Consider the following 20,049-nt stretch of genomic DNA (forward strand, 5'->3'; position numbering starts at 1 on the left):
GTACCTGAAGGCTGAGGGTAACCTGGATGAGTATAAGAAATGGCAGGGGCGGCTGGATTCGAACCAACGCATGGCAGGATCAAAACCTGCTGCCTTACCGCTTGGCGACGCCCCTGTATCTGTTGCTGCGAATTCTTATGAACTCGACTTCTTGATCAGACTTTGCAGCTTGCGATGCAACATCGAAACATTGCTTCCTTTCGCCACAAACCCTGTTTGGGTCTCTGAAAGAAGGGCCAGAACTCTATCAGCTTCGGCTTTGCTTGGGAAGGCCCCAAACACACAACTTCCAGTGCCGGTCATTCGAGCTTCCGTGAATTTACCCAGTGAAATCAGCGCATTGCGAACTTCGGGGTAACGTTGCTCTACTACCGGTTGGCAGTCATTTCGACTGTTTCCCTCGGGAACGGGGCGCATCTTAAGGGGGAGAGAATCACGTGTCAACTCCGGATGCGAAAAAATTTCCGCTGTGCTGACAGACACTTGCGGCACCAGCACGACGTACCAGGGTTCGGCGGGGTCGACCGGGGTCAGTTGCTCGCCGACACCCTGGGCGAACGCGGCGTGGCCACGCACGAACACCGGCACGTCGGCACCGAGGGTGAGGCCCAGCGCGGCCAGGCGATCCGCGTCCCAGTCCAGTTGCCACAGGTGGGCGAGCGCCAGCAGCGTGGTCGCCGCGTCGGAGCTGCCACCACCGATGCCGCCGCCCATGGGCAGTACCTTGTGCAGCCAGATGTCAGCGCCGAGTTTGGTGCCGGACTGCTCCTGGAGCTTGCGTGCGGCGCGCACGATCAGGTTGCTGTCGTGGGGCACGTCGGCGATTTCGCTGTGGAGATGGATCACGCCATCCTCGCGAAGCGAGAAGCTCAGTTCATCGCCGTGGTCGAGAAACTGGAACACGGTTTCCAGCTCGTGATAGCCATCGGCGCGGCGGCCGGTGATATGCAGCCACAGGTTGAGCTTGGCCGGGGCCGGCAGGGTGAGCTTTTCCATCGCCTCAGTGCCCCAGCTGGCGTGGTTGCCAGTCCTTGACCACCAGGGTGACGTCGATGTTCTCGCCGTGCAGCTTCAGGCGCTCGGGCAGCCAGTAGCCGTTCTGCTCTATATAGCTGAGGTACTCGACCTGCCAGCCATCCTGTGTCAGGCGGGCCAGGCGGCTGTCGCCGTCGAGGGTGAGCTGGCTCTTGCTGTCCGGGGCGGGCAGGCCGCGCACCCACCAGACCAGGTGCGAGACCGGCAGGCGCCAGCCGAGCTGTTCTTCCAGCAAGGCCTCGGGGCTGTCGGCTTCGAAGCGGCCCTGGTTGGCCACCTCCAGCATCACCCCGCCGGGGCGGCCGGTCAGGCGTGCGGCGCCACGGCCGAGCGGGCCGGCCAGGCGGATGTCGTAGTAGTCCTGGCGCTGCAGCCAGAACAGCGTGCCGCTGCCCGAGTCGCGGGGCGCGCGGATGCCGACCTTGCCGTTGATCTGCCAGCCGTCGAGGCTGCTCAGCTGTTGCTTGTGCTGGCGCCACAGTTGCGGGTTGCCCTGGCCTTGCACGGCTTCCTTGCTGCCGAAGCCGGCGCAGCCGGCGAGCAGGGCGATGAGGGTGAAGGTGATGCAATGACGCAGGAACATGGCTTACAGGCTCTCGGATCCGGTCAGGCGCAGGAGGGTCTTGCGCAGGATGGGGCTGTCGGGTTGGGCCTCGAAGCCCTTGCCCCAGACCTGGCGGGCTTCGCGGCGCTTGCCGTTGGCCCACAGCACTTCGCCCAGGTGGGCGGCGACTTCATGGTCGGGGAAGCGTTCGAAGGCCTGGCGCAGTTGGCGTTCGGCTTCGTCGAGGTTGCCCATGCGGTAGGCGACCCAGCCCAGGCTGTCGAGCACCGCCGGGTCGTCCGGGGTCAGCTGGTGGGCCTTGTCGATCAGGGCTTTGGCCTCGGTGTAGCGGGTGGTGCGGTCGGCCAGGGTGTAGCCCAGGGCGTTGAGGGCCATGGCGTTTTCCGGCTCGCGGGCGATGATGGCGCGCAGGTCTTTTTCCATCTGCCCCAGGTCGTTGCGCTTCTCGGCGAGCATGGCGCGGGTGTAGAGCAGGTTGAGGTCGTCCGGGTAGCGCTTGATCGCCTGCTCCAGCACCTGCGCTGCCTGGGCCTCCTTGCCGTTGTTGCCCAGGCTTTCGGCTTCGATCAGGTACAGCTGGATCGCGTAGTCGGGCTGCGCCTCGCGAGCTTCGGCGAGCAGGCGCGAGGCCTCCGCGCTGCGGCCATTGGCGATGAGGATGTCGGCCTGGCGCAGTTGCGCCGGCAGGTAGTCCGGGCCCGCGCCGACCAGGGCGTACTCGCGCAGGGCGGCAGCCGGCTGGTGGCGTTCCTCGCGGATGCGACCGAGGTTCAGGTGGGCGGCATCGGGGTTGGCGTCGCGCTCGACCATTTCCTGCAGGTAGCCTTCGGCTTCATCCCACTGCTTGGTTTCCAGGCACACCAGGGCCAGGGAGTAGCGGATCTCGTCGTCTTCCGGGTATTGCTGCAGCAGGCTTTCGAATTCGGCCTTGGCATCGTTGATGCGGTCCTGCTCGACCAGGGTGCGCGCATACGTGAGGTGCAGGCGCTTGTCGTCAGGGTTGTCGCGGATCGCCCCGCGCAGCAGCGGCAGCGCTTCCGGGCCACGGTCCAGCCCTTGCAGCAGGCGGGCGCGCAACAGAATCGGGGCGATTTCGCCGTTCTGCGCCGGGTGGCTTTCCAGCAGTTCAAGGGCCTGTTCGGGCTTGTCGTCCTGGTTCAGCAGCAGTGCCTTGCCGAACACCAGCTGGCCGTTGTCGGGATACTTCACCAGCAGGCGGTCGAAGCTCTGCATCAGGCCGTCACGGGTGGCCTGGTCGGTTTCGGCGGCGGACAGCGCGAGGAAGTCGAAGTGGGTGTCGCCCTTGCCCTGCAGCACTTTCTCCATGTACGCCATGGAGTCGTCGTAGCGCCCGGCGCGGGCCAGCTGGATGGCTGCGGCGCGCTGGGCGTCGAGGTTCTGCGGGTCGTTGCGCGCCCAGATCAGCGCGCTGTCCAGGGCCGGCTCGTCGGCACCGAGGTATTCGGCGATGCGGTAGGCGCGCTCGGAGACGCCTGGGTCTTGAGTCTTCTGCGCCTGGTCGGCGTAGTTGGCCAGGGCGATGTCGAAGCGGTTGCGCTGGCCGGCCAGCTCGGCCACCAGCAGGCTGTACAGCGTGTCTTGGGTGAACGACCCATACACCACGGGCTTTTCCGCGCTCTTGCCGGCGTTGGCGGCGGGCGGTTGGTCGTCCGTCTTCTGCGGGGCCAGGCTCTGGCAGCCCTGGAGCAGGGCGAAGGCAAGCAGCAATGCGTAGGGTCTGTTCATAGAAGGCTTAAGAAGGGCTAACCGGCGGTCGGAGCATGATGACACAAGCGCGATGGCAAACCCACCTGCGAAGGTCGTGGTGTGAAGCGTGGCTTCGGTCATAGGGACAATGCCTGGCATGGGAGGTTCGCCGGCCAGTCGGACAGCACCATCGATACAACGCTATCGTGTCCACTGTTTTTGGGTTTTGACTTTTTGGTCAACTGCGCAAGAAGTTGCGCACTTAAATGTGGATAAGTGTGTGGGTAGTTTGATGCAGGCCTTGGTACTCGTCATGTACAGACGACTGCGCAACTTTTTGCCACCACTGCGCAAGAAGTTGCGCAACTTTTGAATGGTTCAAGTTGAAAAGAACACTCAAATGGATGTTCGTTATTTGTAACTATATGATTTTAATTGATAAATAAAAACTGGCACGCCATTTGTATTAACTAGTCGCCCCGAGGTGGCAAATTCCTGCCACCCGGCGACTATTTTCCAAGCAAGGAGAGCGACACATGGCAACTCCCGCCTACATGGCCGTCACCGGCGAAAAACAAGGTCTGATCACCGCTGGCGCCTTCACCGCCGACTCGGTGGGCAACACCTACCAGGAAGGCCACGAAGACCAGGTCATGGTCCAGGGCTTCGAGCACGAAGTGATCATCCCGCGTGACCCGCAGTCCGGCCAGCCGACCGGCCAGCGCGTGCACAAGCCGGTGAAGATCACCAAGGTCTTCGACAAGGCCTCGCCGCTGCTGCTGGCCGCCCTGACCTCGGGCGAGCGCATGACCAAGGTCGAGATCAAGTGGTACCGCACCTCGGCCCAGGGCACTCAAGAGCACTACTACACCACCGTCCTGGAAGACGCGATCATCGTCGACATCAAGGACTACATGCACAACTGCCAGGACCCGGCCAACGCCCACTTCACCCACCTGGAAGACGTGTACTTCACCTACCGCAAGATCACCTGGACCCACGAAGTGTCCGGTACTTCCGGTTCCGACGACTGGCGCGCGCCGGTCGCGGGCTAAGGCTCGGGGTCTCTGGGTGATCGACGCTAGCGTTGCATCGCCCATGAGATCGAGCGCCGCCCGCGCGGCGCATCGCGGATGAATCCGCTCCTACAGCGGTTGGTTGCCCGACACGGCACTGCCTGCCTGTAGGAGCGGATTTATCCGCGATGCGCCGCGTGAGCGGCGCTCGATCCCGAGGACGTTCCACCACCCAGTAAAGAGGAACAAGGATGTTTGCCGCCGCCGACCAGACCCATTTCAGCTTGCACATCGACGGCCTGGAGCACGACTTCCAGGTACTCGCCTTCGACGGCAGCGAAGCCATCAGCCAGGTGTACGCCATCGACCTGGAACTGGTCAGCGAGCACCCCTCGCGGGACCTGGAAAGCCTGCTGCACAAGCCCGCGTTCCTCCAGCTCGGTGACGACGGCCGCGGCCTGCACGGCCTGATCTATCGCGCCGCGCAAGGCGAGGCGGGCAAGCGCCTGACCCGTTACCAGGTCACCCTGCGCCCGCAACTGGCCTACCTGGCCCACCGCATCAACCAACGCATGTTCCAGCAGCTGAGCGTGCCGAAGATCATCGCCCAGGTACTGGAAGAGCACGGCATCCTCGCCAATGCCTACCAGTTCCAGCTGGGCGCCGTGTACCCGGAGCGTGAGTACTGCGTGCAGTACGACGAGTCCAACCTGCAGTTCGTCCAGCGCCTGTGCGAAGAAGAGGGCATCCACTACCACTTCCGTCACAGCGCCGAGGGCCACCAACTGGTGTTCGGCGACGACCAGACGGTGTTCCGCAAGCTGGCCCCGGTGGCCTACCAGCAGGACGCCGGGCTGGTGGCCGACACGCCGATGATCAAGCGCTTCGGCCTGCGCGTGGAAACCCGCACCAGCAGCGTCACCCGCCGCGACTACGACTTCAAGAAACCGCTGATCCAGCTCGAAGGCGAGTCAGTCAGCCACGCCGAGCCGGAGCTCGAAGACTACGACTACCCCGGGCGCTTCCTCGACCGCGCCCGCGGCAAGCACCTGGCCACCCGCGCCCTGGAGCGCCACCGCAGCGACTTCCGCCTGGCCGAAGGGCGCAGCGACCAGCCGTTGCTGGCCAGCGGGCACTTCCTGACCCTGAGCGCGCACCCCAACGCCGCCTGGAACGACCTCTGGCTGCTCACCGAGGTGCACCACCAGGGCCGCCAGCCCCAGGTGCTGGAAGAAGCCATCACCAGCGACGTCGACGCCAAGTACGACGGCTTCCAGCAGGGCTACCGCAATTTCTTCAGCGCCACCCCGTGGGACGCCACCTACCGCCCGCCGCTCGAACACCCCAAGCCGCGCATCCTCGGCACCCAGCGCGCGGTGGTCAGCGGCCCGGCCGGCGAGGAGATCTACTGCGACGAATACGGCCGTATCAAGGTGCAGTTCTTCTGGGACCGCGAAGGCCGCTCGGACGACAAGTCCAGCGTGTGGATGCGCGTGGCCTCCGGCTGGGCCGGGCAGGGCATCGCCAGCCTGCAGCTGCCCCGGGTCGGTATGGAAGTGCTGGTCAGCTTCCTCGAAGGCGACCCCGACCAGCCCCTGGTGACCGGCTGCCTGTACCACGGCGTGAACATGCCGCACTACAAGCTGCCCGACCTGAAAACCCTCGCTACGATCAAGAGCAAGGAATACAAGGGCAGCCGCAACAACGAACTGCGCATCGACGACACCACCAGCGAAATCAGCATCGCCCTGCGCAGCGACCACGGCGCCAGTGCGCTGAACCTCGGCTACCTGACGCACCCACGCCCGAGCGGCGGCGCCCCCCGTGGCGAAGGCTTCGAGCTGCGCACCGATCGCCACGGCGCCGTGCGCGCAGCCGGTGGCCTGCTGATCACCACCGAACCCCGCGCCAACGAAGCCAAGCACCACAAGGACCTGCCCGAAACCGCCGAACGCCTGGCCACCGCCAGCGAGCAGCAGGACAGCCTGGCGGAACTGGCCAAGCAGATGCAGGCCCAGGAGCCCGGCGACCAGGACGCCGTGGCCAAGCGCCTGCACGAACAGCACCAGGGCATCCTCGGCAGCGGCCCGGTCAACCAGAGCGCCAACGAGTTCCCCGAATTCGCCCAGCCGCACCTGGTGCTGTCGAGCCCGGCCGGCATCGCCCTGACCACCCCCGGCCCCAACCACATCACCACCGGCGAGCACCTGGCGCTGAGCAGCACCGGCCACACCAGCATGTCCGTCGGCAAGCGCCTGCTGGCCAGCGCCAGCCAGGGCATGCGCCTGTTCGTGCAGAGCCTGGGCTGGAAACTGGTGTCGGCCTCCGGCGACATCGACATCCGCGCCCTGAAGGACAACATCAACCTGCTGGCCAAGCTGGACATCACCGCCAACGCCGACCGCATCGTGCTCACCGCCAAGACCGAGCTGGTGATCCAGGGCGGCGGCAGCGCCACCACCTACAACGCCGGTGGCATCACCCACGTCACCAGCGCCAACTACACCGCCCACGCCGCGCAGTTCGCCCATATCGGCGCCGCCAGCAAGGCCGGCACCTTCCCCGAACCGCCGAAACCCGGCAAGGGCGACCTGGAGCTGCTGTACCAGTACGCCAACAGCAAGGGCGTGAAGACCGGCGACTACGACGTGATCGACGCCCTGGGCAAGTCGATCAAGGGCAAGCTCGACGGCAACGGTTTCAACCAGGCCAGCGGCGCCGCCGCCGGCCCGCTGTGGGTCGACTTCGGCCTGGACCCGGCCGACACCTGGGCCGAGGGCAGCCACTTCGGTGCTGGCGACTGGCCACCGAAGGCCAGCTTCGCCGACATCGCCCCCGGCCAGCAGGCCGTGGTCGGCGAGGTACTCAGCGGCGGCAAGGGCGCAGAGGGGGTGCTGGGCAAGGGCCTGGCACTGGCACAGCAAGGCATGGACAAGGGCAAGGGACTGATGCAGAACGCGATGGCACAAGGAAAATCGATGGCCCAGGGCCTGATGGGCCCCGGCGGCAACGGCCTGCTGGAACAGGGCAAGGCCCTGGCCGGCACGGGCCTGCAACTGGCGAAAAGCGGCCAGGCCGCGCTGCAGAAGGCGCAACAGGTCAAGGCCGCCGTCGGTGGCGACACCGGCGCCATGGCCCAGCTGGCCAGCAACGTGGTGCCCGGTGCGGCGCCCACGCTCAAGGCCGCCAGCGCGCTCAAGCAACTGCCGAGCCTGCCCAAGCTCAGCGCCCCGGTGAACCCGGCCAAGCTGAACCATGAGGTGCTGGCATGACCGACGCCAAGAAACGCGAAGCCCAGGTCGCCGTTGCTCCGCTGAACACCATCGACGCCAAGGACGTCGGCCGTGGCGCCGCCGCCTTCGACGCCTGGCTGCAATCGGTCAGCGGCGGCTACGTCACCCTCGAACGGATCAAGACCGTGGCCGGCGCGCTGCCGGTGGTGGGCAACATCATGGCCCTGGTCGACGCCCTGGGCGACGTGGTCACCCTGGTCAAGAGCAAGAACCGCCAACTGCTCGACTGGGTGAGCCTGGGCATCAACCTGATCGGCGTGCTGCCAGCGCCGCCAACCATGGCCGCGGCACGCATGAGCCTGCGCCCGACCCTGTTCCTGGTGCGCCAGGAGCTGCGCAACAGCGCCAAGATGCTGCTGGGCGATTCGCTGATCCAGGTGCTGATCGGTCACCTCAACGCGACCATCGCCGGGACCATCGACGATTTCGTGGCCAAGGCCCAACCGAAGATCGCCAGCATCCTGGCCGACGCTGGCGCGCTGGGCACCAAGATGACCAGCGAGATCGCCACCGGGCTGGAGAAAGTCACCCTCGGGCAACTGGACGCCAAGGGTGACCGCGACAAGGCGGGCAAGCAGATGTCCGCCGCCGCCGACAAGCTGATGAACGACCCCAAGGCGGCCTTCAGCAACTTCTTCGGTGCCGTGCACAGCGCTTACAAGGCCGCTGGCAAGGGGTTGGCCAACAGCGCGACGAGCAAGCTGCTGCCGGACGAGATCAAGAGCAAGGTGCTGGCCAACACCGGGCAACTGCGCGCCTTGGGGCCGGAGATGGCCCGGCAGTTGAACAAGCTGGCGGACCCGGCGACGCAGATGAGCATCGGCTGGATGCTGACGGTGCTGGGCGGGGCGGTGAAGGGCTTCCGTAAGCGCAACAAGAACGGGCAGCCGGGGGTGAGCAAGCCGGGGACGACCACACAAGTGGAGCGGGAGAAGGGCAAAGGCGAGTTGGCGGTCAGTGGTTCGCAGGCCAATGCCACCCAGACGCCGAGCCCGATCGAACCCAGTTGCCCGATCCCGAGGCCGACACCGAAGTCCACGACGGGGCGCAGCATCAGCTTTGCCCTGGGCTCGGAATTCATCATTCACACGGATTTCAGCCTGCCCGGTGCATTTCCAATTGATTGGCAACGGATCTACCACTCGCGCTTGGCCCAGTACGACAAGGGCTGTCTAGGCGCGCGTTGGATCACCGAATTCACCACGCGTATCGATGTGGTCGACAAGGGTTTGTTGTTTCATGACTTCGATGGTCGCAGCCATGAATTTGAACTGCCCAAGGTCGGCAAATCGTTGTTCAACGCCATCGAGGACTTGCTGCTGGTACGCAGCAGCGACGATGAGCTGGTGATCTGCCGTGGCTTCGTGCGCAAGGAGTATTACCTGCGCGTGGGCGACCGTTACTACCTGCGCAAGATCCTGCTGCAGAACGACGCGGGCTGCATGCTGCACTACGAGCATCACCACGAAGGGCGTCCGGTGCTGTCGGACATCATCACCTTCCAGGGCGATGTGAAGGACGTCCTGCGCCACCTGGGCACGCTAATCGATGAACAGGGCCATATCACCGGCCTGTGGGAAATGCGCGATGGCCAGCCACTGCGTCAGTTGTGCGCCTACCACTACGATGATCAGGGGGATCTGGTCGCCGCCCAGGATGAACAGGGTGCCGCCTGGCACTACCAGTACCAGAATCACTTGGTCACCCGTTACACCGACCGCACCGGCCGAGGTATGAACCTGCAGTGGGACGGCAGCGCTTTCGACGCCAAGGCCACTCGTGAATGGGCCGACGACGGCAGTTACGACACGCGCCTGGAATGGGACGAGAACATTCGGCTGACCTACGTCACCGACGCCCACGGCCAGGAGACCTGGTACTACTACGACATCCTTGGCCACCTGTACCGTGTGCGCTATCCGGATGAAAGCTCGGAGTGGATTTTCAGGGATGAGCGCAAGAACGTGGTACGCCACGTTCATACCGATGGCACTGAAGACCGCTACGACTATGACGAACAAGGCAGTGTCATTCGCCATATCCGCGCCGATCACAGCCAGGTCCATATTGCTTATGACGACCGTCGTCATCCGATCAAGATCCGCGACGCCGAAGGCGGCTTGTGGCTGCGGGACTACGACCAGAAGGGCAACCTCGTCGAGACCGTCGACCCATTGGGCAACAAGACTGAGTTCGCCTATACGCCCTCCGGTCTGGTCAAGGCGATCAAGGACGCCAACGGCAACGAGAAGAAGCTGGCGTACAACGCGGCGGATCAGTTGGTCGAATTCACTGACTGCTCGGGCAAGACCAGCCAGTGGGCGTACGACGACTTCGGTCAATTGGTGTTGTTCACCGATGCAGTCGGCAGCACGACCACCTATGAGTACAAGGCTGGTCAACTGACGAAAGTCACCCACCCGGACAACTCCGAAGAGCGCTTCGAGCGCGATGCTGAAGGTCGTCTGCTGGCTCACGTCGATGCACTAGACCGTTGCACTACTTGGGCCTACAACGCCGTGGGCCTGCTGGCCGAGCGGGTGGATGCCAACGAGCACACTCTACGTTATCGCTGGGACAAGCTGGGCCGCCTGATCGGCCTGGAAAACGAGAACGAGAGCAAGGCCAACTTCCTTTACGACCCGGTCGGGCGCTTGCTGCAAGAGCAAGGCTTCGATGGCTTGGTGACGCGTTACCAGTACGATCCTGAAACGGGCCGGCTGGCCAGCACCCAGGTCGGTCAGCGCCGTATCGACATCACCTTCGATCCGGTGGGCCGGCTCGCTTCTCGCGTGGCCAGCCTGGGGGACCAGCGCCAGGAAGAATCCTTCGCCTACGACGGCAACGGCAACCTGATCCAGGCGACCAACGCGGCCAGCAAGCTGCAATGGTTCCATGACGAGGCGGGCAACCTGACCCGCGAGCACCAGTACTACCTCGGCACCGAGGTGCCGATGGTCGCGGTGTGGCAGCATGAATACGACGCGCTGAACCTGCGCACGGCGACCATTCGCCCGGATGGCCACAAAGTCAGCACGCTCACCTACGGCAGCGGTCACGTGCTGGGCATAACCCTCGACCAGCATGAGTTGCTGGCTTACGAGCGCGATGACCTGCACCGTGAAGTGGTGCGGCATCAGGGCAACCAGTTGATGCAAACCCAGGCGTGGGATCCGGCGGGGCGGCTTCAGGAGCAACTGTTGGGCAGCCACGATGGCCAGTCGACCCTGCTCAAACGCCAGTATCAATACGATGCCGTCGGCCAGCTGACCGATATCCACGACACCCGCCGTGGCCACCTGGCCTATCAGTACGATCCCGTTGGCCGCTTGCTGCAAGCCACCAGCCGCCTTGGCGTGGAGACCTTTGCTTTCGACCCGGCCGGCAACCTGCTGGACGACAAGACCCAGGAACTCAATCGTCCGCTGGAAAGCGATCCGCGGCGTAACAAGCTGATGGACAACCTGCTGCGTGAATACGCCGGGACCCACTGCCAATACGACGAACGCGGCAACCTGATCCATCGCCTGCACAATGGCGAGCAGGCTCGCCTGAGCTGGGACCTGTTCGACCGCCTGACGTGTTTTGACGATGACAAGCTCACGGTGGTGTACAGCTACGATGCCTTGGGCCGCCGTCTGCACAAGCACTCCACCGCGCACCATCAGGATGATCCGCGGGCCGGCAGTGGCTGGAACCAGATGCAGCGGGCCAAGCGCCAGCGTGAACTGGGTTGCGGTTACACCTTGTATGGTTGGGATGGCGACAACCTGGCCTGGGAAAGCTCGCCGCCGCAGGACGAAGGTGAAACCGGGCGCACCGTGCATTACCTGTACGAGCCGGGCAGTTTCGTGCCTGTTGCCCAGGCTATACGCAAGAACCCGATCCGCTTGCTACGCCAGCCGGACTGGAGCGACCGGGAGTACGATTTCGATCAGGACCCGCTGTGGCAGCACGAGGTCAAACCGCAGCCAATCGACGCAATTGCCTGGTACCAGTGCGACCACCTCGGTACGCCGATGGAACTCACCGACCACCACGGTGACGTGGCGTGGACGGCGCAGTACAAGGCATGGGGTGAGGTCAAGGAGGCCCGCTCGGAATGGGCGAAGCAGAATGGCCTGAACAACCCTATCCGCTTCCAGGGGCAGTACCACGACCATGAGACCGGGCTGCATTACAACCGCTATCGGTACTATGATCCTAGGGCTGGGCGCTTTATCAGTCAGGATCCAATAAGCTACCTGGGTGGGGTCAACCTCTATCAGTATGTGCCGAGCCCGATTGATTGGGTGGATCCGTGGGGGCTGAAGCGGATCAAGAATGCGGTTGAAGGAGATCGTCGTCACCAGGAATTTAATGCTGAGATTAAAACGAAGCATCCGAATGCGACGATACAAAGTGAGTGTTACCTGCGAGATGCAAGCGGGAAGTCAGTCAAAGACCCTCGTACTGGAGAACGCCGTCGGGTAGACACGGCTGTGATTGAGAACGGACAGGCGAAAACCTACGAGGTTACGAGTATGACGGCTGATAAAACGGACCAAATTCTCAAAGAACGTCGAATATTAGCGACGGGTGGTACATTTGTTAAAGATCGCTCTACTGGGAAGCTAGTACCTGTGGTGGGCGTTTCAGAGGTGGTTAGGAGAGATTGAATGAGCGACTATCCGGTATGGGATATAGATGGTGTGCTTGAAGCATATATTGACATTCCAGAGTGGCATGCAAGTATTGGTAGAGCCCTTGAAAATCTATTTCTGTTCATGGAGAGTAATGGTCTGTTGACTTGTCGAGTAAGTGATGAAAATGGAAGAATAGTAAAGCGTGTGATTATGAGTAGCGAAATTACTGCGGAGGGCGATCTGCTATCAAGTGGCCGTAATAATGCAGTCGATAAGTGGTTGCGCTCAAAGGCAAGATTCAAAGACCCAGATGACTTAAGGTCTCTTGAGAAGGCCTTGGCGGATGTTCGCACTAAGAAGTACTAGTTGCGCTACTTTCTGAACTGGCTAACCAATAGGTGTTAAAGCCTAGGTTGGCTGGTTCGGACAAAGGGGCGCGGCTAAAAGAGGACGATTTTATTCCCCGCTCGAAAACCTGCTCGCATTGGGATCAAGGTGGACGTAAGACTAAGGTTGTTTCGGCTGAAAAGCTAACATTGACAAGATGGGGCTTCCAACGGAGGGAGCTGATGGGCAACTGTCGCTCATGGCGAGTCGCTGGAAAATTAATCGTGCAGGCGAAGTAGGGTGAAAAAGTTTAAGTAGGCAAATAAATCTGCCCCGTTTTCTTGGTCCGCTATATAGGATGTTGCCGCGATCATGGAGCGGGGAGACGTGCTGGATTTTATTTCTCTTGCGATGGCTGATGCCGTGTCGATCGTTTTTGGTACGTTGGATGGTACTCACTTCCCTGACGGACTTTCCGGAGATTTTGCTGTCAGTTGTGATGGCGAGAAAATTAGTGGGGACTTACAGGGCTATTTTTTGGAGAGAGCTGAAGAAAAGGGGATCTACTAAACCTCAGGTGGAAACTCCAAGATTGTGTGACGGCCATACAATTGGCTCTGCCCGCTATTGGCGCTAGGCTCGGTAGGCCTGCGCCGTGTCGGCTGAGTTTGATTGGTTGGAGCCTCGGGCTCGACATGCGGCTAATTTTGACGAGTGGAACTCAATAACGAGCGGTCATGAACAGTACAGCCCAGATCTTCGAGCACGGTGCCTGAACGCTGAACCTTCGCTATCACAAGCCCCCTAGACCGTCCTGCGGCGCCAGTGTGATGATGGCGACCGCCACGACTGACGACCTGCTGATCATCACCGAACTGTGCTCGAACGAAGCCAAGCACCACAAAGTCCTGCCCAAAACTACCTCTGACCGTCGCTAGCTACTAACAGGATTACCTAGGCTCTGTACGAAAAGAGATGTCGTTAACACCGCATGGAATAGTCGCGTTGGCATGACGCAATGCTGACTGCGTCCAGGCAGAGGCTGGGCACAGAGGATGTCACTGGCTTGACCGCCAGAAAGGAGGACGCGCAAGCGTGTCCCGTTGGCATCGAAAGGTAGACAAGGACACGAGATTCTGGCGATTGGCCAGCTTTTTCAGTTATCCTGCGCGCCCAAATTATTTCAAATTGTAAGGGACTACGATGAAACACCTGCGCCAGCTGTTGGCGGCAGTGTTGCTCTGCGCAACTATTTTGCCCGCCATTGCCGCCAGCACTCCCGCGTCTGCGCCAACCGCCAGCGAACAACCGCACCAGACCGCCGAACAGTGGCTGGCCACGCTCAAGCAACAGCACGGCAACATCACCCTGCCCGGCGGTATCGCCAGCCTCCAACTCAACAACGAGTTCTACTACCTGTCGCCGGGCGACACCGAGCGCCTGCTGACCGAAGGCTGGGGCAACCCACCGGGCTTCAAGACCCTTGGCATGATCATCCCGACCGCCGTCAATCCACTGGCGGACAACGGCTGGGGCGTGATCATCAGCTACAAGAACGACGGCCACATTTCCGACGATGACGCAGCCAAGATCGACTACGCCGACCTGCTCGAGCAGATGAAGGCCGATGACGAGGAAGACAACAAGGAGCGTCGCAAGCAAGGCTATGCCGGCCTGACACTGTTGGGCTGGGCCGAACCACCGAGCTACGATCAGGCTACCCACAAGATGTACTGGGCGCGAGAGTTGAAGGCCGAAGACGCCGACCAGACCACCCTGAACTACAGCATCCGCGTGCTGGGCCGCGAAGGCGTGCTGGAGCTCAATGCCGTGGCGGCGATGGCCGACCTGCAGACCATCAAGCAGGAAACGCCAAAGATTCTCGCCTTCACCAACTTCACCGACGGTAACCGCTACGCCGATTACGACGCCAAGACCGACAAGCTGGCGCCATACGGACTGGCCGCCCTGGTCGCCGGTGGCATCGCCGCCAAGGCGGGCCTGTTCGCCAAGATCGGTGTTGCCTTGCTGGCGTTCAAGAAGTTCATCATCCTGGGCTTGGTGGCCATCGCCGGCTTCTTCGGCAAGCTGTTCAAGCGCAAGCGATCCTGATTCAGGCCTGGCTCACCCTTGCTGGGTGAGCCACCTCCTTAAAACGAACGTGCCTGCTGAATGCTTCCAGGCATTAATGCCGTTCAGGGCACAATGTGGTGGGGCTATCATCCATGACCGTCCGCCATCGACCCAACGCAGCCCTCGGACCTTTCGATTTATAGTCAGCCTTGCTGCTTTCAGGACGAACCCTAGAGAAAATAACCTGGGTTTGCCGAACTTTGCGAAGCTTCGAGGTGTACGACGGGAGAGGTGCAGCGCCTATCAGATCGAGCGCCGCCCGCGCGGCGCTCGATCTTGAGCGCGCTGCAAGGCGGACGGCGAGCACCTAGTCGCCAGCACGCGGTCAAAAGTCCTGCACCCAAAGACCTCGAATGGGGGAAAAGGGGACAGATTCGAATGGCACTTACTTTGGACTGCCCCCGGTAGGAGCCGGCCAGACCCCGTGATAGCGCTTGACCATCACGACAATAGCGAACGGTGGTTGTTCAAAAACCTGCGAAGTAGGACAATTATCGGCTTCACGTCCCAACCAGCGATCTTGCATGGCCTTTCTTGCACTTGGTATCAACCATAAGACTGCCTCGGTAGACGTACGCGAGCGCGTGGCGTTTACCCCGGAGCAGCTGGTGGACGCCCTGCAGCAGCTGTGCCGACTGACCGCCAGCCGCGAGGCGGCGATCCTGTCGACCTGCAACCGCAGCGAGCTCTACATCGAGCAGGACCACCTGGCCGCCGACGCCGTGCTGCAGTGGCTGGCCGACTATCACCAGCTGAGCCTCGACGAGCTGCGCGCCAGCGCCTACATCCACGAAGAGCACGACGCGGTCCGGCACATGATGCGCGTGGCCTCGGGCCTCGACTCGCTGGTGCTCGGCGAGCCGCAGATCCTCGGCCAGATGAAGTCGGCCTACGCCGTGGCCCGCGAGGCCGGCACCGTCGGCCCGCTGCTGGGGCGCCTGTTCCAGGCCACCTTCAGCGCCGCCAAGCAGGTGCGCACCGACACCGCCATCGGCGAGAACCCGGTGTCGGTGGCGTTCGCCGCGGTGAGCCTGGCCAAGCAGATCTTCTCCGACCTGGGCCGCAGCCAGGCGCTGCTGATCGGCGCCGGCGAGACCATCACCCTGGTCGCCCGCCACCTGCACGAGCAGGGCGTGCGCCGTATCGTGGTCGCCAACCGCACGTTGGAGCGCGCGAGCATCCTGGCTGAGCAGTTCGGCGCCCATGCGGTGCTGCTGGCGGACATTCCGCAAGAGCTGGCCAACAGCGACATCGTCATCAGTTCCACCGCCAGCCAGCTGCCGATCCTCGGCAAGGGCGCGGTGGAAAGCGCGCTGAAGCAGCGCCGGCACAAGCCGATCTTCATGGTCGACATCGCCGTGCCACGGGATATCGAGCCGCAGGTCGGCGAGCTGGACGACGTCTACCTCTATACCGTCGACGACCTCCACGAAGTGGTGGCGGAAAACCTCAAGAGCCGCCAGGGCGCGGCCCAGGCCGCCGAAGAGCTGGTCTCGGCCGGCGCCGACGACTTCATGGTGCGCCTGCGCGAGCTGGCGGCGGTGGATGTGCTCAAGGCCTATCGCCAGCAAAGCGAGCGCCTGCGCGACGAAGAACTGCAAAAGGCCCTGCGCCTGCTGGGCAACGGCGGCAACCCCGAGGACGTGCTGATGCAGCTGGCCCGGGGCCTGACCAACAAACTCCTGCACGCCCCCAGCGTGCAACTGAAAAAGCTCTCTGCCGAAGGCCGCCTAGATGCGCTGGCCATGGCCCAGGAACTCTTCGCCCTTCACGAGGGCTCGACGGACAAAACCCCGCAATGAAAGCGTCGCTGCTGAACAAACTGGACACGCTCCAGGACCGTTTCGAGGAACTCACCGCGCTGCTGGGTGATGCCGAAGTCATTTCCGACCAGACGCGCTTTCGCGCCTACTCCCGCGAGTACGCCGAAGTCGAGCCGGTGATCGCCTGCTATGTAGGCTGGCGCAAGGTCCAGGACGACCTCGAGGGCGCCCAGGCGCTGCTCAAGGACGCCGACCCCGACCTGCGCGAGATGGCCGTGGAGGAAGTGCGCGAAGCCAAGGAGCAGCTGGTGGGCCTGGAGTCGCAGCTGCAGCGCATGCTGCTGCCCAAGGACCCCAACGACGGGCGCAACGTGTTCCTGGAAATCCGCGCCGGCACCGGCGGCGACGAGGCGGCGATCTTCTCCGGCGACCTGTTCCGCATGTACTCGCGCTATGCCGAGAAACGCGGCTGGCGCCTGGAGATCCTCTCTGAAAACGAGGGTGAGCACGGCGGCTACAAGGAGATCATCGCCCGGGTCGAGGGTGACAGCGTCTACGGCAAGCTGAAATTCGAGTCCGGCGCCCACCGCGTGCAGCGCGTGCCCGAGACCGAATCCCAGGGCCGTATCCACACCTCGGCGTGCACCGTGGCGGTACTGCCCGAGCCCGACGAGCAGGTGGCCATCGAGATCAACCCCGCCGACCTGCGGGTGGACACCTACCGCGCCTCCGGCGCCGGTGGCCAGCACGTCAACAAGACCGATTCGGCCATCCGCATCACCCACTTGCCCACCGGCATTGTGGTCGAGTGCCAGGAAGAACGTTCGCAGCACAAGAACCGCGCCCGGGCCATGTCCTGGCTGTCGGCCAAGCTCAACGACATGCAGACCAGCGCCGCGCAGAACGCCATCGCCAGCGAGCGCAAGCTGCTGGTGGGGTCGGGCGACCGCTCCGAGCGCATCCGCACCTACAACTATCCACAGGGCCGGGTCACCGACCACCGCATCAACCTGACGCTCTACTCGCTCGACGATATCCTCGCCGGTGGCGTGGACGCCGTGATCGAGCCGTTGCTGGCCGAATACCAGGCCGATCAACTGGCCGCCCTGGGGGACTGAATGACCATCATCGCCAGCCTGCTGCGCAACGCGCAGCTGCCGGATTCGCCGACCGAGCGGCTGGACGCCGAGCTGCTCCTGGCCGCCGCCCTGGGCAAGTCGCGCAGCTACCTGCACACCTGGCCCGAGCGCATCGTCAGCAGCGAGGCGGCCGAGCTGTTCGCCGGCTATCTCGAGCGCCGTCGTGCCGGTGAGCCGGTGGCCTACATCCTGGGCCAGCAGGGCTTCTGGAAGCTCGACCTGGAAGTGGCGCCGCATACGCTGATCCCGCGTCCGGACACCGAGCTGCTGGTGGAAACCGCGCTGGAGTTGGTGCCGGCCAAGCCGGCCCGTGTGCTGGACCTTGGCACCGGCACCGGGGCCATCGCCCTGGCGCTGGCCAGCGAGTGCCCGGCCTGGCAGGTGACCGCGGTGGACCGCATCGAAGAAGCCGTGGCCCTGGCTGAGCGCAACCGCCAGCGTCTTGGCCTGGGCAACGTCCAGGTGCGTGCCAGCCACTGGTACGACGCCCTCGAAGGCGAGCGCTTCGACCTGATTCTCAGCAACCCCCCTTACATTCGCTCCGCCGACCCACACCTGGTGGCCGGTGACGTGCGCTTCGAACCCAGCAGCGCCCTGGTGGCCGGTGAAGACGGGCTGGACGACCTGCGTGTGATCGTCGCCCAGGCGCCGCAATACCTGCTGCCGGGCGGCTGGTTGCTGCTCGAGCATGGTTACGACCAGGCGCCCGCAGTGCGCGAGCTGCTGACCACCGGCGGCTTCGTCGACGTGGCCAGCCGCGTCGACCTGGGCGGCCATGAGCGCATCAGCCTGGGGCGCCTGCCATGCTGAGCGACCAGGAGCTGCTGCGCTACAGCCGCCAGATCCTGCTGCCGCAGGTGGACATCGACGGCCAGCTGCGCCTGAAGCTCGGCAAGGCCCTGGTGATCGGCCTGGGCGGCCTGGGCTCGCCGGTGGCGCTGTACCTGGCCGCGGCCGGTGTCGGCGAGCTGCACCTGGCCGACTTCGACACGGTCGACCTGACCAACCTGCAGCGCCAGGTCATCCATGACAGCGACAGCGTCGGCATGAGCAAGGTCGACTCGGCGATCAAGCGCTTGCAAGCGATCAACCCAGAGATTGCGCTGGTCGCCCATCGCCAGGCGCTGGACGAGGATTCGTTGTCCGCCGCAGTGGCTGCCGTCGACGTGGTGCTGGACTGCTCCGACAACTTCGCCACCCGCGAGGCGGTCAACGCCGCCTGCGTGGCATCCGGCAAGCCCCTGGTCAGCGGCGCGGCGATCCGCCTCGAAGGCCAGCTGTCGGTGTTCGACACCCGTCGCGACAACAGCCCTTGCTACCACTGCCTGTACGGCCATGGCAGCGAGGCCGAGCTGACCTGCAGCGAAGCCGGCGTGCTTGGCCCGCTGGTTGGCCTGGTGGGCAGCCTGCAGGCGCTCGAAGCGCTGAAGCTGCTGGTGGGCTTCGGCGAGCCGTTGGTGGGGCGGCTGTTGCTGATCGACGCGCTGGGCACGCGCATGCGCGAGCTGCGGGTCAAGCGCGACCCGGCCTGCGCCGTGTGTGGCAACCGTCATGAGTGAGCGTTCGGCGCCGATCGGCGTAATGGATTCGGGCGTCGGCGGCCTTTCCGTGTTGGCCGAGATCCAGCGCCTGCTGCCCAACGAGACGTTGCTGTATGTGGCCGATAGTGGGCATGTGCCGTATGGCGAGAAGACGCCGGACTATATTCGCCAGCGCTTGCGGCACATCGCCAACTTCCTGCGCGAGCAGGGCGCCAAGGCCATGGTGCTGGCCTGCAACACGGCCACCGTGGCCACCGTCGCCGACCTGCGGGCGCTGTATCCGGACTGGCCGTTGGTGGGCATGGAGCCGGCGGTCAAGCCAGCGGCGGCGGCGACCCGTTCCGGGGTGGTAGGGGTGCTGGCCACCACGGGTACCTTGCAGAGCGCCAAGTTCGCCGCCTTGCTCGACCGTTTCGCCAGTGATGTGCGGGTGATCACCCAGCCGTGCCCCGGCCTGGTCGAGTGCATCGAGGCCGGCGATCTCACCAGTCCGGCGCTGCGCCAGCTGCTGGCGGGCTATGTGCAGCCTTTGTTGGCGCAGGGGTGCGACACCTTGATCCTCGGCTGCACCCACTACCCCTTCTTGCGCCCGATGCTTGCGGACATGGTCCCGGCGGATGTGGCGATCATCGATACCGGCGCCGCTGTGGCGCGGCAGTTGCAACGCTTGCTGGGCGAGCGTGGCCTGCTGGCCGAGGGGGCGGCGCGGGAAACCGCGTTCTGGACCAGCGCCGATCCGGACAGCCTGATAAAAATCCTGCCTATGCTGTGGAAGCAGTCCGATCGCGTGCAAAGCCTCCCGCTCTGAAAGCTTGCGTTGATGCCCTGGCCCGTGCGGCCCCTGTAGGCGCGGCTTCAGCCGCGATCAACCAGGCACCGCGTCGCTTGCATCGCGGCTGAAGCCG

Annotated in this window: 14 protein-coding genes and 1 tRNA gene; 11 read left to right on the forward strand and 4 right to left on the reverse strand. The window is 63.6% G+C overall.

The annotated features are described in order from the left end of the window. Positions 1 to 40: 40 nt before the first annotated feature. The 4 genes from JYG34_RS04005 to JYG34_RS04020 form a co-directional block, all read right to left on the reverse strand. Positions 41 to 115, reverse strand: a tRNA-Gln gene (locus tag JYG34_RS04005). Between the two features lie 20 nt (positions 116 to 135). Further along, positions 136 to 996, reverse strand: coding sequence for a 4-(cytidine 5'-diphospho)-2-C-methyl-D-erythritol kinase (ispE, locus tag JYG34_RS04010; RefSeq protein WP_213659569.1), 861 nt, complete (start codon positions 994 to 996; stop codon positions 136 to 138). 4 nt (positions 997 to 1,000) lie between these two features. Then, complete coding sequence (lolB, locus tag JYG34_RS04015) at positions 1,001 to 1,618, reverse strand: lipoprotein insertase outer membrane protein LolB (RefSeq protein ID WP_213659570.1); 618 nt, start codon at positions 1,616 to 1,618, stop codon at positions 1,001 to 1,003. A 3-nt stretch (positions 1,619 to 1,621) separates the two neighbouring features. After that, positions 1,622 to 3,346: a tetratricopeptide repeat protein gene (locus tag JYG34_RS04020; protein WP_213659571.1), complete on the reverse strand. Its 1,725-nt coding sequence runs from the start codon at positions 3,344 to 3,346 to the stop codon at positions 1,622 to 1,624. 497 nt (positions 3,347 to 3,843) lie between these two features. Between JYG34_RS04020 and JYG34_RS04025 the strand changes: the two genes are divergently transcribed. The 11 genes from JYG34_RS04025 to murI all read left to right on the forward strand — a co-directional run bounded on the left by JYG34_RS04025 (position 3,844) and on the right by murI (position 19,952). Beyond that, positions 3,844 to 4,362 (forward strand): Hcp family type VI secretion system effector, encoded by a 519-nt coding sequence (locus JYG34_RS04025; RefSeq protein WP_011531920.1) that lies wholly within the window; start codon positions 3,844 to 3,846, stop codon positions 4,360 to 4,362. Between the two features lie 212 nt (positions 4,363 to 4,574). Further along, complete coding sequence (locus JYG34_RS04030) at positions 4,575 to 7,595, forward strand: type VI secretion system tip protein VgrG (protein ID WP_213659572.1); 3,021 nt, start codon at positions 4,575 to 4,577, stop codon at positions 7,593 to 7,595. Then, positions 7,592 to 12,274, forward strand: a complete 4,683-nt coding sequence (locus JYG34_RS04035) for an RHS repeat-associated core domain-containing protein (protein WP_249746216.1) — start codon at positions 7,592 to 7,594, stop codon at positions 12,272 to 12,274. Before JYG34_RS04030 ends, JYG34_RS04035 begins: the two co-directional genes overlap by 4 nt. Beyond that, positions 12,275 to 12,607 (forward strand): hypothetical protein, encoded by a 333-nt coding sequence (locus JYG34_RS04040; RefSeq protein WP_213659573.1) that lies wholly within the window; start codon positions 12,275 to 12,277, stop codon positions 12,605 to 12,607. A 348-nt stretch (positions 12,608 to 12,955) separates the two neighbouring features. Then, complete coding sequence (locus JYG34_RS04045) at positions 12,956 to 13,138, forward strand: hypothetical protein (protein ID WP_213659574.1); 183 nt, start codon at positions 12,956 to 12,958, stop codon at positions 13,136 to 13,138. Between the two features lie 633 nt (positions 13,139 to 13,771). Further along, a complete protein-coding gene (locus JYG34_RS04050; protein WP_213659575.1) occupies positions 13,772 to 14,680 on the forward strand; it encodes a DUF2167 domain-containing protein in 909 nt (302 codons plus the stop codon). Between the two features lie 545 nt (positions 14,681 to 15,225). Beyond that, complete coding sequence (hemA, locus tag JYG34_RS04055) at positions 15,226 to 16,503, forward strand: glutamyl-tRNA reductase (protein WP_213659576.1); 1,278 nt, start codon at positions 15,226 to 15,228, stop codon at positions 16,501 to 16,503. After that, positions 16,500 to 17,582: a peptide chain release factor 1 gene (prfA, locus tag JYG34_RS04060; RefSeq protein WP_011532211.1), complete on the forward strand. Its 1,083-nt coding sequence runs from the start codon at positions 16,500 to 16,502 to the stop codon at positions 17,580 to 17,582. Before hemA ends, prfA begins: the two co-directional genes overlap by 4 nt. Then, positions 17,583 to 18,413: a peptide chain release factor N(5)-glutamine methyltransferase gene (gene prmC, locus JYG34_RS04065; protein ID WP_213659577.1), complete on the forward strand. Its 831-nt coding sequence runs from the start codon at positions 17,583 to 17,585 to the stop codon at positions 18,411 to 18,413. Continuing rightward, complete coding sequence (locus JYG34_RS04070) at positions 18,407 to 19,162, forward strand: molybdopterin-synthase adenylyltransferase MoeB (protein WP_213659578.1); 756 nt, start codon at positions 18,407 to 18,409, stop codon at positions 19,160 to 19,162. Before prmC ends, JYG34_RS04070 begins: the two co-directional genes overlap by 7 nt. After that, a complete protein-coding gene (murI, locus tag JYG34_RS04075; RefSeq protein ID WP_213659579.1) occupies positions 19,155 to 19,952 on the forward strand; it encodes a glutamate racemase in 798 nt (265 codons plus the stop codon). The genes JYG34_RS04070 and murI overlap by 8 nt, the downstream gene beginning before the upstream one ends. Positions 19,953 to 20,049: the final 97 nt, after the last annotated feature.

It is taken from the genome of Pseudomonas entomophila (genome assembly GCF_018417595.1).
GTDB classification, from domain to species: domain Bacteria; phylum Pseudomonadota; class Gammaproteobacteria; order Pseudomonadales; family Pseudomonadaceae; genus Aquipseudomonas; species Aquipseudomonas entomophila_C.

Coding starts and splice junctions, on each gene's coding strand:
- ispE (WP_213659569.1), bottom strand. CDS start 996: ATGGAAAAGCTCACCCTGCCGGCCCCGGCCAAGCTCAACCTGTGGCTG.
- lolB (WP_213659570.1), bottom strand. CDS start 1,618: ATGTTCCTGCGTCATTGCATCACCTTCACCCTCATCGCCCTGCTCGCC.
- JYG34_RS04020 (WP_213659571.1), bottom strand. CDS start 3,346: ATGAACAGACCCTACGCATTGCTGCTTGCCTTCGCCCTGCTCCAGGGC.
- JYG34_RS04025 (WP_011531920.1), top strand. CDS start 3,844: ATGGCAACTCCCGCCTACATGGCCGTCACCGGCGAAAAACAAGGTCTG.
- JYG34_RS04030 (WP_213659572.1), top strand. CDS start 4,575: ATGTTTGCCGCCGCCGACCAGACCCATTTCAGCTTGCACATCGACGGC.
- JYG34_RS04035 (WP_249746216.1), top strand. CDS start 7,592: ATGACCGACGCCAAGAAACGCGAAGCCCAGGTCGCCGTTGCTCCGCTG.
- JYG34_RS04040 (WP_213659573.1), top strand. CDS start 12,275: ATGAGCGACTATCCGGTATGGGATATAGATGGTGTGCTTGAAGCATAT.
- JYG34_RS04050 (WP_213659575.1), top strand. CDS start 13,772: ATGAAACACCTGCGCCAGCTGTTGGCGGCAGTGTTGCTCTGCGCAACT.
- hemA (WP_213659576.1), top strand. CDS start 15,226: ATGGCCTTTCTTGCACTTGGTATCAACCATAAGACTGCCTCGGTAGAC.
- prfA (WP_011532211.1), top strand. CDS start 16,500: ATGAAAGCGTCGCTGCTGAACAAACTGGACACGCTCCAGGACCGTTTC.
- prmC (WP_213659577.1), top strand. CDS start 17,583: ATGACCATCATCGCCAGCCTGCTGCGCAACGCGCAGCTGCCGGATTCG.
- JYG34_RS04070 (WP_213659578.1), top strand. CDS start 18,407: ATGCTGAGCGACCAGGAGCTGCTGCGCTACAGCCGCCAGATCCTGCTG.
- murI (WP_213659579.1), top strand. CDS start 19,155: ATGAGTGAGCGTTCGGCGCCGATCGGCGTAATGGATTCGGGCGTCGGC.